The sequence below is a fragment of the Kribbella sp. NPDC056861 genome, assembly GCF_040687575.1.
GTDB lineage: Bacteria > Actinomycetota > Actinomycetes > Propionibacteriales > Kribbellaceae > Kribbella.
The window spans coordinates 610,684-625,080 of the sequence record NZ_JBFBNQ010000002.1; the positions used below are offsets into that span (position 1 = coordinate 610,684).

Below are 14,397 nucleotides of genomic sequence, written 5' to 3' on the forward strand. Positions count from 1 at the left end.
CGCGAGGCAAACGGTACGCCGTCCGGCCGCCGCCACGCCCGGCGGAGACGCTACCGGGCGCGACCGAGTCGGCGTGTCGCCGTAAGGTGGGTGCCCATGAACGACCGGCTGGTGTGGATCGACTGTGAGATGACCGGACTCGATCTCGAAAAGGATGCCCTGATCGAGGTCGCTGTGCTCGTCACCGACTACGAACTGAACGTGCTCGGCGACGGGATCGACCTGGTGATCGCACCACCCCCGGCTGCCCTCGAGCAGATGGGCGACTTCGTCCGCGACATGCACACCGGCTCCGGCCTGCTCGAGGAGTTGCCGCAGGGCATCGAGCTCGCCGACGCCGAGCAGCAGGTGCTCGACTTCATCGCCGGCTACGTCAAGGAGCCGCGCAAGGCCGCCCTGGCCGGCAACTCGGTCGGCACCGACCGCACCTTCCTGGTCCGCGACATGCCCAAGGTCGAGTCCCACCTGCACTACCGCAACGTCGACGTCAGCTCCATCAAGGAACTCGTCCGCCGCTGGTACCCGCGGGTCTACTACGCCACCCCCGCCAAGAACGGCAACCACCGCGCACTGGCCGACATCACCGAGTCGATCGCCGAGCTGCGCTACTACCGGCAGACCGTTTTCGTCCCCCAGCCAGGCCCCGACACCGACACCGCCAAGGCCGCCGCCAGCCTGGTCAGCGCCCCGATTTCAGGTATCTGACCTTCATCGCTATGATTGCCGAGCCGCGCTGATCCAGGCGGTGAGAAACATGGTGGGTATAGCTCAGCTGGTAGAGCACCTGGTTGTGGTCCAGGGGGCCGCGGGTTCAAGTCCCGTTACTCACCCTCGGACGAGGGCGACCTGTGTCTGCGGAAGTACGCAGAGCGGGTCGCCCTCGGCATTTCTGCACCTCGCTCCGCTCGGTGCGTGGTGGGGGCTTCGCCACCCACACCCCCTTGTCTGGGGTTGATGTGGGCGGTTGGGTGCAGGTGTGGCCATGCCGAGCATGCTCAACAGCTGCTGCTTTCACCCGCCCCACAGGCGGCGGGACCACGAGCGGTCGTAGGCGGGTGAAAGCTACGCCCGCCAGAGGCCCCAGGTAGTTAGTCCACCAACCTCCAGGGGCAGGTGTGGCGGGTCTAGTTGGTTTGAAGTTCTTCGGCTGCGAGGATCCTTTGGGTGAAAGCGTCGGGGAGTGTGTGGTTCGGGTACGGGGTTGCTGTTCTGGTGACCTTCTTGGTCGGGGTGCTTTCGTTCAGTGTGTTCGTGCTGGCGAAAGTCTTCGGATCCTCAGCGCCTGAAGAGAAGCCTGTGAGTGTTCCCCAGGCTGTATCGACCCCTAGTGCTTCGCCTACTCAGCGGGTGGTTCGACCTACTGCGGCTGGGGTGATGGAAGTGCAGGTTGTTAAGGGGAATCCTCGGCAGCTCATCTTGATCGTGGCTACGCCGACCGGGTGTGCGCAGAAGCCTCAGGTGGTCACGTACGCCGAAGGGCCGGGTGCGATCGACCTACGGGTGACCCAGCGGACTCTTCGCGGCGGCTGCCACCTGAAGGCCGAGCCGGTGCTTGCGGTCACCAAAGCACCCGTTGGCGAGCGGACGTTGCTGCTCAACGGGGTGCCTTGGACCGTGGGGGAAAGCGGCGAGTACGAGAAAGCCTTGCGGGCTGCTACTTCGTGATGCAGCTCGACGGGAGGTCGAACCATCTGAGGTGGTCGAACTCCTCGTTGACGGTCGCCTCCGGGTCGGTGTCCGCGTGTCCGCAGGCGGTCAGAAGTTCGCGGGCCTCGGTCAGGTAGCCGGCCAGGGCTTCCTCGGGGGCGGTGTCGTTGTGGCGGGGGTAGCGGAGTTTGCCGTCCGCGTCGTAGCCGACCTGGGACAGGCGCATCGGCGGCTCGACCGGGCCGCGGTAGTGCTTCCAGAGACCGTTCGCCGGGTTGAAGCGGTAGTCGCCGAGCAGGCGCCAGCCTTCTCGCGCGACCAGGCGAACCGCTTCGACGACGTACTCGAAGACCGCCTCGGAGATGAAGTAGTTGAAGTTGACCCGCACCCAGCCGGGCTTGATGCCCTCGCAGCCGTGCACGATCTCCTCGGCGAACTCGGCCGAGCGTGCCAGGTCGATGTCCAGCAGCGTGTGCCCGTACGGACCCGCGCACGAACAGCCGCCGCGGGACTGGATGCCGAACAGGTCGTTCAGCAGCGCGACCACGTAGTTGTGGTGCAGGTACCGACCTGACGGCGCCTTGACCACGAACGAGACGATCGACAGCCGCTCGGCGTCCAGGTTGCCGAGGATCTGGATCCCAGGCTCGTCACGCCACGCCTCGACCGCGCGCCGCAGGTACGCGTCCTCGTGCGCCCGGATCACCTCGATGCCGACCTTCTGCTTGAGCTGGAAGACCAGGCCGGCCCGGATCGACTCGATGATCGCCGGGGTGCCGCCCTCCTCGCGGTGGATCGGGTCGTCCAGGTAGCGGTGCTCGGTCGGGTTCACGAACGCGACCGTGCCGCCACCCGGTACGTCGGGAACGCGGTTGCGCATCAGCTCGCGCCGGGCCACCAGCACCCCCGGCGTACCGGGGCCGCCGATGAACTTGTGCGGACTGAGGAAGATCGCGTCCTTGTAGGCCAGCGGATCCGCGTCACGGCCGCCGTACATGTCGATCTCGATGTACGGCGCGGCGGCCGCGAAGTCCCAGAACGACAGCGCGCCGTGCTGGTGCAGCAGCGCGGAGACCCGGTGGGTGTTGCTGACGATGCCGGTGACGTTGCTGGCGGCCGAGAACGAACCGATCTTCAGCGGGCGTTCGGCGTACTTGACCAGCTCGCTCTCCAGCTGCGGGATGTTCATGTGCCCGTCGGCGTCCTGCCCGATCACCACCACGTCGGCGATCGACTCGCGCCACGGCAGCTCGTTCGAGTGGTGCTCGTACGGGCCGATGAAGACGACCGGCCGCTGCTCCGGCGGGATCGTGTCGGTCAGGTGGTACCGGTCGTCCAGCTGGGCCGGGATGCGCAGGCCGAGGATGCCGATCAGCTTGTCGATCGCGCCGGTCGCGCCGGAGCCGCAGAAGATCACCGCGGTCTCGTCGTCACCGCCGACGCTGTCGTGGATGATCTTGCGCGCGTCCTCGCGCAGCCGGGTGGTCTGCAGGCCGGTGCCGCTGGACTCGGTGTGCGTGTTCGCGTACCGCGGCAGCACCTCTTCGCGGATGAAGTCCTCGAGGAAACCGAGCGCCCGACCCGACGCGGTGTAGTCGGCGTACGTGACCCGGCGCGGGCCGTACGGGCCCGGCATCACCTGGTCGTCGCCGATCACCGAGGCGCGGATCCGCGCCAGCAGCGCTGTGTCCGGCGGCATCAGTTCGCGGCCACCGACCGGCTCGGTCACGGCGCTGGTCAGGCTCTCCCCCTGGATAGTCATGGCGTCAGGGTAAGGCCGGTCAGTGACATTCGTCGTGTCAGACCTGACAGGGCTGCGGCTAGGGTCGGTCGCAGTCGAGCAGGAGGAGCTGGGGATGACGTTTTCCAAAGAACTGTGGGAGTCCGGCGCCGCCGAGGTGTACGCCGAGATCGTCCGGCACCCCTTCATCACCGGGCTGACCGACGGGACGCTGAGCCGCGACGCGTTCCGCTACTTCATCGTCCAGGACAGCCACTACCTGCGCTCCTACTCGCGCGCGCTCGCCCTGGTCGCCGCCCGCGCGACGGACGAGGACGCGGTCAGCATGTTCGCCCGGCACGCCGCCGACGCCATCGAGGTCGAGCGGGAACTGCACAGCTCGCTGCTGGGCTCACTGGGCCTCGCCTCCGCCGACATCGACTCGATCGGCTCCAGGCCGACCACTACGGCGTACATGTCCTATCTGACGGCCGTCTGCGCCACTGGCACGTACGCCGAGGCCGTGGCGACCGTGCTGCCCTGCTACTGGATCTATCGCGAGGTGGGGCGTGAGTTGCTCAAGCACTCGTCACCGGACCCGGTCTATGCGGAATGGATCGCCGCTTACAGCTCCGAAGAGTTCGATGCGGTCGTAGAGTCTGTGCTGGCGGTGACTGACCGGCTCGGCGCCGAGGTGGGCCCGGGTGAACGCGAGCGTTGCCACCAGCACTTCGCAACGACCACCAGGTACGAGTGGATGTTCTGGGACGCCGCGTACCGCGAACTGGATTGGCCGGTCTGATGAAGGACTTCTACGACGTCGTCATCGTCGGCGGTGGCCACAACGGCCTCGTCGCAGCCTCCTACCTGGCCGGCGCCGGGCTGAGCACGCTCGTACTGGAGCAGCAGTCGCACACCGGCGGGGCAGCGGTCAGCCAGCAGGTGTTCCCGGGCGTAGACGCCCGGCTGTCCCGGTACTCGTACCTGGTCAGCCTGTTGCCCGACAAGATCGTGGCTGACCTCGGCCTGTCCCTGGACCTCCGCTCGCGCTCGGTGGCGTCGTACACGCCGGTACGCCGGGACGGCCGCGACCTGGGTCTGATGGTCGAGCGGCCTGAGGGGGCGACCACTCGGGAGTCGTTCCGGCAGTTGACCGGTGGCGATACGGAGTACGAGGCCTGGACGTCGTTCTACAACTCTGTCTCGTCGCTGGCCGGCGTACTGGCTCCGACGCTGCTGGAGCCGCTCACCACTGCTGCGGCGCTCCGCAAGCAGGTGGACCCGGCCCTGTGGGAGGAACTGGTCGAGCGGCCGTTCGGTGAGAGCGTCGAGCGCCGCTTCCAGGACGACACCGTACGAGGCGTGGTGGCGACCGATGCGGTCATCGGCACCTTCGCCGGGCTGCACGACGAGTCGCTGATCCAGAACCGGTGCTTCCTCTACCACCTGATCGGCAACGGCACCGGCGAGTGGCGAGTGCCCGTCGGCGGCATGGGTGCAGTCACTGACACTCTTGCTGCCTCTGCACGCCGGGCAGGCGCCTCGCTGATCGTCGACGCCTCCGTGACCTCCGTCGAGGCCGACGGTAAACGCGGAACGGTGACCTGGCTCGGCGGTGACGGGGAGCGATCGGTCGACTGCTCGTACGTGCTCGCCAACGTCGCCCCCGCCACGCTCGACGCACTGCGCGGCAAGCCGGCCGGGGACAAGCCCGAAGGCTCGCAACTGAAGATCAACCTGCTGCTCTCCCGGCTCCCCCAACTGAAGACCGGCGACGACCCCCGGAAGGCGTTCGCGGGCACCTTCCACATCGACGAGGACTACAGCCAGCTCGAGACGGCGTACCGGTCGGCCGCCGACGGCTCGCTGCCCGCCGTACCGCCGTCCGAGGTCTACTGTCACTCCCTCACCGACCCGTCGATCCTCAGCCCCGAACTGGTTGCCTCAGGCCACCAAACCCTGACCGTCTTCGGCGTCCACTTCCCCACCCGCTTGTTTGCCGCCGACAACGACGCGGCCCGCGCCGAATCGGCCCGCCGGGTCCTGGCCGGCCTGGAGTCCTACCTGGCCGAACCCCTCGACCCCTGCATCGCCCGCGACGCCGACGGCAACCCCTGCATCGAGGCCAAGACCCCCGTCGACATCGAGGAATCCGTCGGCATGCCCGGCGGCCACATCTTCCACGGCGACCTGCAATGGCCCTGGGTCGACGACGATTCCCAAGCCGGCCGCTGGGGCGTCGAGACCGACGTCGCCAACCTCCTGATCTGCGGTTCCGGCGCCCGCCGCGGCGGCGCCGTCAGCGGCATCGCCGGCCACAACGCCGCCATGGCCGTCCTCGAACTCCGCCCCTGAAGAACCGATTTCACATCCACCCAAAACCACTGCTAAGCTCCTCTTCGTTCGAAGGCAACACCGCACAAAAACTGAACATGCGCCGCTAGCTCAATTGGCAGAGCAGCTGACTCTTAATCAGCGGGTTCGGGGTTCGAGTCCCTGGCGGCGCACAAAAGCCCTGGTCAGAAGGTTGACCAGGGCTTTCGTGTATCTGGGGCCCATGCTTTACCCCATGCCTTTGTGTTCTACGACACGTTGGCCTCCGGATCTTCACCGGTATCTGCCATGTCAGGCGACCTGTTCAACGCGGCCTCCAGCGCGGCCGCCGCTGCCGGGTTCTTCGCCCGCCGTGCCATGTAGACATCCTGGGTCAGCGACGGCCGCGCGTGACCGAGCTGGTCCGCGATCTGCCGGGCGCTCTGCCCCGCGTCGTCCAGGATCGTTGCCGTCGTCTTCCTGAAGGAGTGCGACGTGATCCACGCCAGCGCATCCGCCTGACTGCCCTCGGCTGCCTGCCCTGCCAGCTCCAGCAGCTCGGCGCGCTCGGTCCCTGACGCTCGGTACAGATCGAGCAGCGCAGCGGCGTCGACCAGGTCCAGCCGCACCCGCGCTGTCTCGATCAGACTGACCCGCGACTGAGCCCAGCCGAGTCGGGCAGCGGTGTCGGTCTGCGACAGCCCGGCTGCCCGTCGCGCCTTCCGCAGCAGCCGCCCCAGCTCCTGGCGCGTCTCCCCGCCGATCGGTGACCGTGCCTCCCTCAGATCCCTTCTGGTATTGGCAGGGTCGCGGTAGCTGCCCCGCGAGTCGGCAAAGACCGGCTCATCCAACCGCGCACCGCTCATCAGCCGAGTGCGGAGCATCGCCATGCCCCATGCCGGCATCTTGAGAACCCGCTCCCCCGCCCGCGACTTCGTCTTGATCCGGACCAAGCCTTGGCCCTTGATTCGGATGATCTGGTGAGTGATCTCAACCTCACTAGCCGCCAGGTTGATCTGTTCTCCATGCACCCCCAGCGCCTCCCCGATCCGTACGCCGGTAGCGAGCATGAATGTCGTCAGGTCCGGCAGGTCTGCCGCGACGGCGCTGGGATCGGCCCGGAGCTGTTCGAACCAGGCGTCCCGCTCTTCGTCTGTGAGCGCCCGTGCCTTCCGCTTGGACTCGCTCTCGATCGTGTCCACGTCGCGAATCGGATTGGTGTCGATAGCGCCGTACCGCGCGGCCAGTCCGAGCGTGCCGGACACAACGCTCCGGCAGGTCTTGGCCGTCGCCGGTCCAACGTCCTTCTTGATCGCACCGACCACCTTGTCCAGCAGCGGAGTCCGCAGCTCCCCCAATCTGACTTCACCAATCGCGGGCAATACGTGATTGTCGAGCTGACGCCTGTAGGTGTCGACAGTGCCCGGCGATCTCTTGCCGTCCCGCACCTTCTCCTCAAGCTTGCTGAACCAAAGCTCAGCCGCGACAGAGAACCTGTCCATTGCCGTCAGCTCCGTGCCCTGGGTGGCCTTTCGACGGTTCCTGAGCTTGTCCTGCAAGTCAGCTTCAGCCTGGGTTTTCGTCCGGCCGTAAGCCTCCACCTGACGGACTCGCCCGTCGAAATCTCGGTAGTTGGCAACCGCCCGGTGAGAGGTCGCTTTGCCCTTCTCGTTCCACACGGCTTCGTACGTCCGGATCTTGCCCCAGCTACCCATCGGAAGGGGTTTGCGTCCCATTTCGGTCAGTCTCCTTCAGGCAGCGATCATCATGGATTTGCGCCAGGCCACGACGTCGGCCGGGTCGTACCGCAGGTGCTTGCCGACGCGCGCGGCCGGTGGGCCGTCATTGGTCAGCCGCCACTTGTAGATCGTTTTCACCGACACCCGGAGATAGACGGCGACATCGTCGACCGTCCAGCAGGCAGCGTGAACGGCGTCGACCATGGTCAAGTTGAGTTCCGTGATCTGAGCAGACATGTGAGGCGTCTCCCTGGTCAGGCGCAGTTGGAATCGGTGCGGGTGCCGTCGTCGTCAACGAGGGTCGGGACGGGCCGGGGTCCCCAAGCCGTCCCAGCCGTCCCAGGCGTAACTTCCCTGGTCAGGCCCGGGACGGCTTGGGTGGTTGGGACGGCTTGAGCCGTCCCAGGGCTTGAAGCCGTCCCCGTGCTGACCTGCGAAGGGACGCCTGGGACGGCTGGGACGCCTTCCCCACCGGCAGCCTTTGGCTCCGGGCAATACCGATTCCACGCGTCGGTGAAATCACTGCGGGTGTAGCCCTTGGCCTGCCCGGTCGTGAACCGGATGTTCGCGCTGCGGATCTCGAAATCGCGCAGCAGGTTGCCCATCTTCATCGGGGTCAGCCCGTTAGCTCCGTGCGTTGCCCAAGGCGCTTCAGGGTCGGCCTTGAGCCGTTCCAGCAGTACGGCGGTAGGCAGCGCGTCAGCGTCTTGGAACGCGATCCGGCAATCCGTGAGCAGCCGGGTATGCAGCGATGCTTCGTCGCCCGCGTCACGATCGCTGGTGAGCGCTACAGCAGCCTTCCTGGCAGCCCGTGGCCAATTCCCGCCCGCTAGATCAGCAACGGCAATGAGCGGCTCCCACGTGTCGGCAGCGCGGTCTTCCAACGGCATGTCCGGCGCGGCGGCAGTGAGCACGTCCAGGTGCGCCGTGAGCCACTCATTCAGCCGCTGCCGCAGCTCGCCCAACTGCGGGCCATCGCGACGAATCCGGTATGGCTCAACCGCTTCGCCCGGCGCGCGGCGACGCATCCGGATGATTGCCGCTCGATCCTCGATCGTGTCCGGCATAACCCCAATGCCCGCGAGCGCCGCCATCGCGAACGTCTGAATGTCTTCGACGTCGTCCTTGCTGGCGTTGTAGCGCAGCGTCGGCCGGTTGCGCTGGTGTCCAGCGTTCAGCAGTCCGCGTAGGTCTTCGTTCTCACCTGCCTTGGCGCCAAAGATCGTGTCGGCCTCATCGATCAGCAACGTGGGCGGATCAGACGGCCGCTTGCCAATCGACCGGTAGACCGCTGACGGGGACGCGTTGGTGGTCATCAGCGGCCGGTGAGACATGCCCTCGACCATGTCCAGCAACCGCGACTTTCCACACCGCTTTTCGGGTGCCCGGATGACAAGCCGCGGAGCACAGTTCCACGCCGGAATCGCATGCGTGGCAGCGATCCACAACACCACAGCGACCATCGCGGAAGTACTGGGCAAGATCACATAGCGAGCGACCGTGGCCGTCACCTCGTCCAGCAGCTCCGCGCCATCTTCGGCGTCGACCTGGTCGTGATTGTCGTTGGTCATGCGGCGATCCCTTCGTCGCGGAAACCGCCAGTGATGGCGGCTCTGATGTCGCGTTCGGTCTGGGCGGCCTGGTGTCCGGCGTAGGTCAGAGCGGTGACGGCGGCGGCCTGGTCGATCGCACCGGCCGCGACCATCCGCGCAACACCCCGCGCAGCGCCATAGAGGGTGGTTCGGCGCCTGCCTTTCGGGGCACGGCGAACGGCGTCCAGGTGTGCGTCGAGGAGCTTGTCCGGGTGGGAGATGCCCCCGCCCGGTCGTGCGATAGTCGGGCTGGTTTTCGGGGTGGCCAACTCGGCCGGCATAGGAGGCAAGCAGGCGGTCACGAGGGCGCGGGGCATCTCATTCACTGCGGTCGTTCCATCGCCCCACGCGTAGGCGCGGCCGGTCCGATGGTGGATCGAGGGCGGGAGAACGACGTAGCCGCCGTCGGCTTTGATGTCGATGCCCTTGTGTCCGGGCATCGGCCGGGACGGCATGTTGTGGCCGGGGTGGCGGTAGTAGAGGTGCTGTCCCCAATTGCCGGTACGAACGTGGAGAGTGCGCGGGACCAGGTGGCGGAACTGGAGACTGAGAAAGCTGGTCCGCCCGCCGTGCGCAGGATCGATATCGACCACCAGGAGACCAGACACAGCGCCGGTACGGACCGCGAGCTGACCACCCGGAACGGCGGCGACGATCGCAGCGACACGGGCCGGGTCGGTGCTGGCGGCGTAGAACCCGTGGCAGGTCAGGTGACCGCAGATCGCGGGGTTGTGGTCGGCCGCCTCGCGGCAGTCGGAGCAGTTGGCGACCGGGCGCTTGGACCGGCCAAGCATGAACACTGGCCAGCCGCGTTCGGCGGCGGCGAGGGCCTCGGTCAGGATCTCGCTCATCACTTGTCTCCCTTGCTGGTGGAGTTGGAAGCAGCGCTATGGGTGCGGCGGTAGTAGCTGATGACCTTGCGGCCGAACCGGACCCGCAGCCCGGAGCCGTCGCAGCGTCCGCAGTGCCGGAACGCGTTGCCGAACGGGGATTTGAACTTGCCGACGCCTTTGCAGCGGCGGCACTTCCCGAACGGCCAGACAGCGCAGGTGAGGAGGTAGAACACGGCGACGACGGTCACGATGAGTGCCACCGTGGCGGCGTGGGCGACGCTGTGGGCGCTAGCGGTGAGGTCGATCGAGGCGCTACCCAGGTTGCTACCGTGGGTAGCGACCTCAGGGACAGCGGTAGCGGCGGTGGTGGGCATGGTATGCCTCCAGAGGGCTGCTTTTGGGCGTGAGGAGCCGTGGCCGCTACCCGCTACGCGCGGATGAACGGCCTGGTCAGGTTTGGGTTGCGGGGTAGCGGGACGGGTAGCGCAGCCGCTACCGGTAGCGGGGTGGTCGCTACCTCGACCGTCCCGCCACCCCGGTTGAGTTGGTTACTCTCTGTTCCCCGCGGCTTAGGTGCCGGTGGCGTCGCGGCGGTTGATCGCGGCGCGGATGGCGTCGGCCTTGGCGCCCTTGCGGGTCGCACCGTCGCGCTTGACGTTGACGCTCGGGACATTCAGGCCGCGCGCCTGAGCCGAGATGGCCTCGGCAGTTGTGCCCTCGTACTGCTCGGGCATGTCCTGGGCAAGCCGACCAGCGATGGTGTCCCAGTGCGCCGCATTGTCAGCGCCCATCACGGTGAGCACGTCGGCCAGGACGTCGCGGCTGGCGCGCTCGATCTCTTCCCCGGCTGCCTCGCCGGTCAGGGTGCCGAGGCGTTCGCGGTGTTGGCGGGCAGCGGTCAGGATCTTGTCCGCGTCGGTGTGATCGGCCAGGAACGTCCGCACCGTAGGCGTGGCGTCGGATGCGCCGTAGAGGTAGCCAACGCCCCTGTACTCGTCACCGACCGGGAGTTTCGACGCGTCGAAGCCTTCCTGGTAGGCGTCGCCACCGAGCACTGCTTCGGACACGATCCGGTTACCGCAGCGCAGCGCGAACCGGTTGGTGTGGTTGTCGCGGTAGCGGGTGAACAACCGCGCCACGTCACCCGCGCCGACACTGCCGGGCTTCTGCGAGCAGGACTCGATGATCACGCCAGCGCTCGGGCCGACCGCCTGAATCCGCGACAGCTTGGCAGCGAATTCCTTGTTGACCGGCTGGTCCTCGGTCTCGAAGTAGACCTGGAACTCTTCCATCACCAGCATCAGCACCCGCAGGTCCGGGTGGCGCGGGTCGCGGGCCAGTTCCTCGGTCAGCTTGCCTTCGGGGCACTGGTCCACCGGCAGCGTCGTCAAGATCGAATTCACGCGGTCGATGTGGGCGAGGATCTCGTCCAGGATCGCCCGCAAGTGCTCGATCGGGTCGTCATCGTTGGGGTTCGGGTGGGTCCCGAACACGATGCGGTGGGCAACCTTCTTGAACGCCAGCCAGTCCGGGGAGTTCTTGCCATCGACAACGATCAACTTCACGTACGGGTCAAGCGCGGCATGCAGCGCGATCAGCCGGGCCGCGAACGTCTTGCCCTTGCGCGGCTGCGCGCCGATCAGCAGCGACGCCCACAACAGCGACAGGTTCACCGGGTTGTCTCGTTCGTCGCGGCCGAACTTCACCGGCCGCCACACCGAGCGCGGCTTGCAGTCCAGCATGTCCGTCCGGCCCACCGGAACCGCGAGCGGGTCACGGTCGGCCACGAACAACGTGTGCCGACGGCTAGAGGTCTTGTCCGGCGTCAGGAACACCTGGTTCACGTGCACGTCCAAGCCGGAAGCGATCTTCTCCCGCGAGCCCGAGACATCGGACCAGCCCTTGCCGTACGGGAGATCGACCAGCACCTGAGAGCCAGTGTTGCGGGCATCCCTGGACATCTGCGACCCGAACCGGATCTCCTGGTCCGACCGGTCGGGCTTGCCGAGTCCGGCCGCGTAGTAGGCGCGGAGCACGATGTCGGAGTTCAGCTTCCGGAACCGGGGCGCGACGACCGCAGTACCGACCAGCGTCTGACCGGCCGGGCGGCCGTAGTGCGCCGCCGCAGCGACCAGACCAGCGCCCGCAAGCGCTACAGCAGCGCCAGGAGCCGCGTTCAGGGCGATCGGAGCACTGATGGCTAGCCCGATGTTCTGGGCCGCCAGAACGCCGCCACGCCACAACCGGGTCCGCTTCAGCTCGCGGTGGATCTTCTCCCATTCCTTGAGCTCGTTGCCGTCAGCGGCCTTCTGCTCAAGGGCAAACGAGTTCGGCACCCACCACCACGCGAGCTGATTACGGACCACGCGAGCGAAGCCGCGACCCGCAAACCACGTCAACTTCGCGCCGTACCAGGGCGACCGGACCGCGTGGAATGCCGCGATGTGTCCGGACCGGGCCAGGGTCCGGCGGACGGTGGCGCGGAGGTTCTGCGGAAGCAGGTGAACCGGGATGATCGGCAGCCGCTCCCCCGGCGTCACCGGCACCGCCAGGCCCGGCGTGTCTACCGGCACGAGTACCTTGCTCACGCCGGTCTCCGCGTCGTCGTCAATGGCAACCTCGTACGCGGTATCCATCCCTGCGACGTCGGCGGCCGACAGCGGCACCGCTATGCCGGCCGAATCGTCCGCACCCTGCGAGGTGTCGTCGCGGCGGGCGCGGTGCGCGTCCAGGTCGATCGGCTCGGGCACATTCTCGTTGGGAAGCTCGGACATGTCAGTTGCTCCCGTTCTGAGTGGGGTTCTGCCTGTGGGAAGGGATCACGGTGTAGGGACCGAGCAGGATCGTGGTTCGGCCGTCCGGTCCGGCCGGGCTGATGATGGTCAGGTGCAGCGCCTTGGTAACCGCACCCCAGATTTGCGGCGTCCAGCCTCTCGACGCCTGCATTACGGCGGTCGGCATCGACGCCAGCGCGACCATCAGGCAGCCGATCTCGTCCATGTCGAAGACAGTCGGCGGCACTCCGTCGTTCTCGGTCATGACTACTTCTCCCCGTTCTTGAACAGGCGTGTACGGAACTGGTGGAACCGACTGGGCTTGCGGGCCGGTTGGGGTCCGGCGTGGACCAGGTGGGCGAGAGCCGCGCCCATGCCCAGCACTGCGACGGGCAGGCAGGCAACGACGGTCGTGATCTGCCATGGCGCTTGAGTGACTCCGGCCGCCTCGAGTAGGTGATAGGCGACTTGACCGAGCGCGCCCAGAACCAGAGCTGACAGCGCGGACCACTTCGCGAATCGGCGAGCCGACGCCGGGACCTGGCCGGACAGCCAGACCCGCAGCGCGAACGCGGCGTACGTCTCCACGCCGATAGGTAGCGTGATGGCGGAGTTGATCGTGAACCCGTCCGCGATACCGGGCAGCGGGTGAACGACTCCGAACCCGGTCAGCGTGCCGAGTCCGACCCACCCCGACCAGACAGCGACGAACGCGGGCAGGGCGAGCAGCAGTACCGGCCAAGTGCGCACGGGATCGGGTCCGTCAGGGGCAACCGCGGGAACCCCCTCGGACTGGGTGGAGTCGGCAACGATCACCGGTTCTGCAGGCGCTGTGACCTGCGGAGATGCCTCCCCCGCCGCCGCGCGGGGCATCTCATCGTTGGTCGGCGCGGCCTCGGTCTCGGGTGCGGTTTCGTACGGGTCCGGAACAGGGTGCAGGTGCGTTCCGGTGGCAGCGGTGTCTTCCTCGATCAGCGTCAGGCGGATGGCCTTGGCCTTGTCCTTGCCGATCCGGAAGTGCTTCATCAGCCGGTTCTGTGACGGCACGCCACCGGCCTTGGCGGCGAGCTTGCGGGCGGCCGGGATCAGGTCCTCAACCGGGACCGGGTACGTCGTGCGAAGCGGAGTACTCATGACTGCTCCCCCAGACCATGACGGCAGCACGGCGGTCGGAACGGACCAACGTGGACGTACTGCTCGCCCGCGATGATGGGCGTGATCGTGGTCAGGGTGAGCGCCTTCTCGACGGCCTGTCGCATCTCTTCGGCCCACCCCCACGACACCTGCTCGATAACGGGCTGGAGGGCGGCGAGCGCACAGATCAGCTCGGCAACATCCGAGCTGGACAGCTCCGGCAACCGCGCGGAGGTGGGATCGATGCCATTCATGCCGCGTCCTCCGACTTCGGGTCGCGGTCGGCCAACTCGCGGCCGAGCTCCAACACGCGGTGCTCTGCCCGGCGCACCCGGCGCCGGTCCAGCGCCGACGCGGCCGGACCCGCGTTGATGTACGAGATTTCGGCGTCGAGCAGATCCAACTCAGCCGCGATCAGCGGCCATTCACGCTCAATGGCCGCCAGATCAGTAGGGCTCGGACCCTCGCTGCTAACTACCGGAAAGGAGATGATGACGCTCACGGGTTGTGCTCCTGTTCGTAATGGGACGGGCGCGACCCAGACGCCTCGGCGGGTGCCACCGCCGGGGCGTCGCTCTGTTCTCGCCTATGGGTCTTGGTCTGCCTGTTTGGCTTGTTGGAACAAGTTGCTTGAGTGACATGTTG

15 protein-coding genes and 2 tRNA genes are annotated in these 14,397 nt (G+C 67.0%); 6 read left to right on the plus strand and 11 right to left on the minus strand.

Annotation, left to right across the window (positions count from 1 at the left end):
- Positions 1 to 96: 96 nt before the first annotated feature.
- The 3 genes from orn to AB0P21_RS10005 all read left to right on the plus strand — a co-directional run bounded on the left by orn (position 97) and on the right by AB0P21_RS10005 (position 1,665).
- Positions 97 to 705: an oligoribonuclease gene (orn, locus tag AB0P21_RS09995; RefSeq protein WP_363695318.1), complete on the plus strand. Its 609-nt coding sequence runs from the start codon at positions 97 to 99 to the stop codon at positions 703 to 705.
- 52 nt (positions 706 to 757) lie between these two features.
- Positions 758 to 830, plus strand: a tRNA-His gene (locus AB0P21_RS10000).
- A gap of 628 nt (positions 831 to 1,458) precedes the next feature.
- Positions 1,459 to 1,665, plus strand: coding sequence for a hypothetical protein (locus tag AB0P21_RS10005; protein WP_363695319.1), 207 nt, complete (start codon positions 1,459 to 1,461; stop codon positions 1,663 to 1,665).
- On the opposite strand, the gene AB0P21_RS10010 is transcribed toward AB0P21_RS10005, so the two are convergent.
- Positions 1,655 to 3,409 (minus strand): aminotransferase class V-fold PLP-dependent enzyme, encoded by a 1,755-nt coding sequence (locus tag AB0P21_RS10010; protein ID WP_363695321.1) that lies wholly within the window; start codon positions 3,407 to 3,409, stop codon positions 1,655 to 1,657. The two genes, AB0P21_RS10005 and AB0P21_RS10010, sit on opposite strands and share 11 nt — an antisense overlap.
- Positions 3,410 to 3,503: 94 nt before the next feature.
- Here AB0P21_RS10010 and tenA point away from each other — a divergent pair, with 94 nt between their 5' ends.
- The 3 genes from tenA to AB0P21_RS10025 all read left to right on the plus strand — a co-directional run bounded on the left by tenA (position 3,504) and on the right by AB0P21_RS10025 (position 5,874).
- Positions 3,504 to 4,169 carry a thiaminase II gene (tenA, locus tag AB0P21_RS10015; protein ID WP_363695322.1) on the plus strand — a complete coding sequence of 222 codons (666 nt, stop codon included), beginning with the start codon at positions 3,504 to 3,506 and terminating at the stop codon, positions 4,167 to 4,169.
- On the plus strand, positions 4,169 to 5,722 hold the full coding sequence (locus tag AB0P21_RS10020) for an NAD(P)/FAD-dependent oxidoreductase (protein WP_363695323.1): 1,554 nt from the start codon (positions 4,169 to 4,171) through the stop codon (positions 5,720 to 5,722). Before tenA ends, AB0P21_RS10020 begins: the two co-directional genes overlap by 1 nt.
- Positions 5,723 to 5,801: 79 nt before the next feature.
- Positions 5,802 to 5,874 (plus strand) — tRNA-Lys (locus tag AB0P21_RS10025).
- Between the two features lie 75 nt (positions 5,875 to 5,949).
- Here the strand turns inward: AB0P21_RS10025 and AB0P21_RS10030 are convergent.
- The 10 genes from AB0P21_RS10030 to AB0P21_RS10075 form a co-directional block, all read right to left on the minus strand.
- A complete protein-coding gene (locus tag AB0P21_RS10030; protein ID WP_363695324.1) occupies positions 5,950 to 7,416 on the minus strand; it encodes a helix-turn-helix domain-containing protein in 1,467 nt (488 codons plus the stop codon).
- 15 nt (positions 7,417 to 7,431) lie between these two features.
- Positions 7,432 to 7,656, minus strand: a complete 225-nt coding sequence (locus AB0P21_RS10035) for a helix-turn-helix domain-containing protein (protein WP_363695325.1) — start codon at positions 7,654 to 7,656, stop codon at positions 7,432 to 7,434.
- A gap of 17 nt (positions 7,657 to 7,673) precedes the next feature.
- Entirely contained in the window at positions 7,674 to 8,990 is a 1,317-nt protein-coding gene (locus tag AB0P21_RS10040) for a DUF3631 domain-containing protein (RefSeq protein ID WP_363695326.1), read from the minus strand.
- Complete coding sequence (locus AB0P21_RS10045; protein WP_363695327.1) at positions 8,987 to 9,862, minus strand: bifunctional DNA primase/polymerase; 876 nt, start codon at positions 9,860 to 9,862, stop codon at positions 8,987 to 8,989. The genes AB0P21_RS10040 and AB0P21_RS10045 overlap by 4 nt, the downstream gene beginning before the upstream one ends.
- On the minus strand, positions 9,862 to 10,218 hold the full coding sequence (locus AB0P21_RS10050; RefSeq protein ID WP_363695328.1) for a hypothetical protein: 357 nt from the start codon (positions 10,216 to 10,218) through the stop codon (positions 9,862 to 9,864). The genes AB0P21_RS10045 and AB0P21_RS10050 overlap by 1 nt, the downstream gene beginning before the upstream one ends.
- A 195-nt stretch (positions 10,219 to 10,413) precedes the next feature.
- A complete protein-coding gene (locus AB0P21_RS10055; protein ID WP_363695329.1) occupies positions 10,414 to 12,618 on the minus strand; it encodes a cell division protein FtsK in 2,205 nt (734 codons plus the stop codon).
- A gap of 1 nt (position 12,619) precedes the next feature.
- The gene (locus AB0P21_RS10060) at positions 12,620 to 12,883 is read right to left on the minus strand and encodes a hypothetical protein (protein ID WP_363695330.1); all 264 of its coding nucleotides are present in this window, start codon (positions 12,881 to 12,883) and stop codon (positions 12,620 to 12,622) included.
- A gap of 2 nt (positions 12,884 to 12,885) precedes the next feature.
- Entirely contained in the window at positions 12,886 to 13,752 is an 867-nt protein-coding gene (locus tag AB0P21_RS10065) for an ABC transporter permease (RefSeq protein ID WP_363695332.1), read from the minus strand.
- On the minus strand, positions 13,749 to 14,006 hold the full coding sequence (locus tag AB0P21_RS10070) for a hypothetical protein (protein WP_363695334.1): 258 nt from the start codon (positions 14,004 to 14,006) through the stop codon (positions 13,749 to 13,751). Before AB0P21_RS10070 ends, AB0P21_RS10065 begins: the two co-directional genes overlap by 4 nt.
- Complete coding sequence (locus AB0P21_RS10075) at positions 14,003 to 14,254, minus strand: DUF6284 family protein (protein ID WP_363695336.1); 252 nt, start codon at positions 14,252 to 14,254, stop codon at positions 14,003 to 14,005. The genes AB0P21_RS10070 and AB0P21_RS10075 overlap by 4 nt, the downstream gene beginning before the upstream one ends.
- Positions 14,255 to 14,397 lie beyond the last annotated feature (143 nt).

Coding starts and splice junctions, on each gene's coding strand:
- orn (WP_363695318.1), top strand. CDS start 97: ATGAACGACCGGCTGGTGTGGATCGACTGTGAGATGACCGGACTCGAT.
- AB0P21_RS10010 (WP_363695321.1), bottom strand. CDS start 3,409: ATGACTATCCAGGGGGAGAGCCTGACCAGCGCCGTGACCGAGCCGGTC.
- tenA (WP_363695322.1), top strand. CDS start 3,504: ATGACGTTTTCCAAAGAACTGTGGGAGTCCGGCGCCGCCGAGGTGTAC.
- AB0P21_RS10020 (WP_363695323.1), top strand. CDS start 4,169: ATGAAGGACTTCTACGACGTCGTCATCGTCGGCGGTGGCCACAACGGC.
- AB0P21_RS10030 (WP_363695324.1), bottom strand. CDS start 7,416: ATGGGACGCAAACCCCTTCCGATGGGTAGCTGGGGCAAGATCCGGACG.
- AB0P21_RS10035 (WP_363695325.1), bottom strand. CDS start 7,656: ATGTCTGCTCAGATCACGGAACTCAACTTGACCATGGTCGACGCCGTT.
- AB0P21_RS10040 (WP_363695326.1), bottom strand. CDS start 8,990: ATGACCAACGACAATCACGACCAGGTCGACGCCGAAGATGGCGCGGAG.
- AB0P21_RS10045 (WP_363695327.1), bottom strand. CDS start 9,862: ATGAGCGAGATCCTGACCGAGGCCCTCGCCGCCGCCGAACGCGGCTGG.
- AB0P21_RS10050 (WP_363695328.1), bottom strand. CDS start 10,218: ATGCCCACCACCGCCGCTACCGCTGTCCCTGAGGTCGCTACCCACGGT.
- AB0P21_RS10055 (WP_363695329.1), bottom strand. CDS start 12,618: ATGTCCGAGCTTCCCAACGAGAATGTGCCCGAGCCGATCGACCTGGAC.
- AB0P21_RS10060 (WP_363695330.1), bottom strand. CDS start 12,883: ATGACCGAGAACGACGGAGTGCCGCCGACTGTCTTCGACATGGACGAG.
- AB0P21_RS10065 (WP_363695332.1), bottom strand. CDS start 13,752: ATGAGTACTCCGCTTCGCACGACGTACCCGGTCCCGGTTGAGGACCTG.
- AB0P21_RS10070 (WP_363695334.1), bottom strand. CDS start 14,006: ATGAATGGCATCGATCCCACCTCCGCGCGGTTGCCGGAGCTGTCCAGC.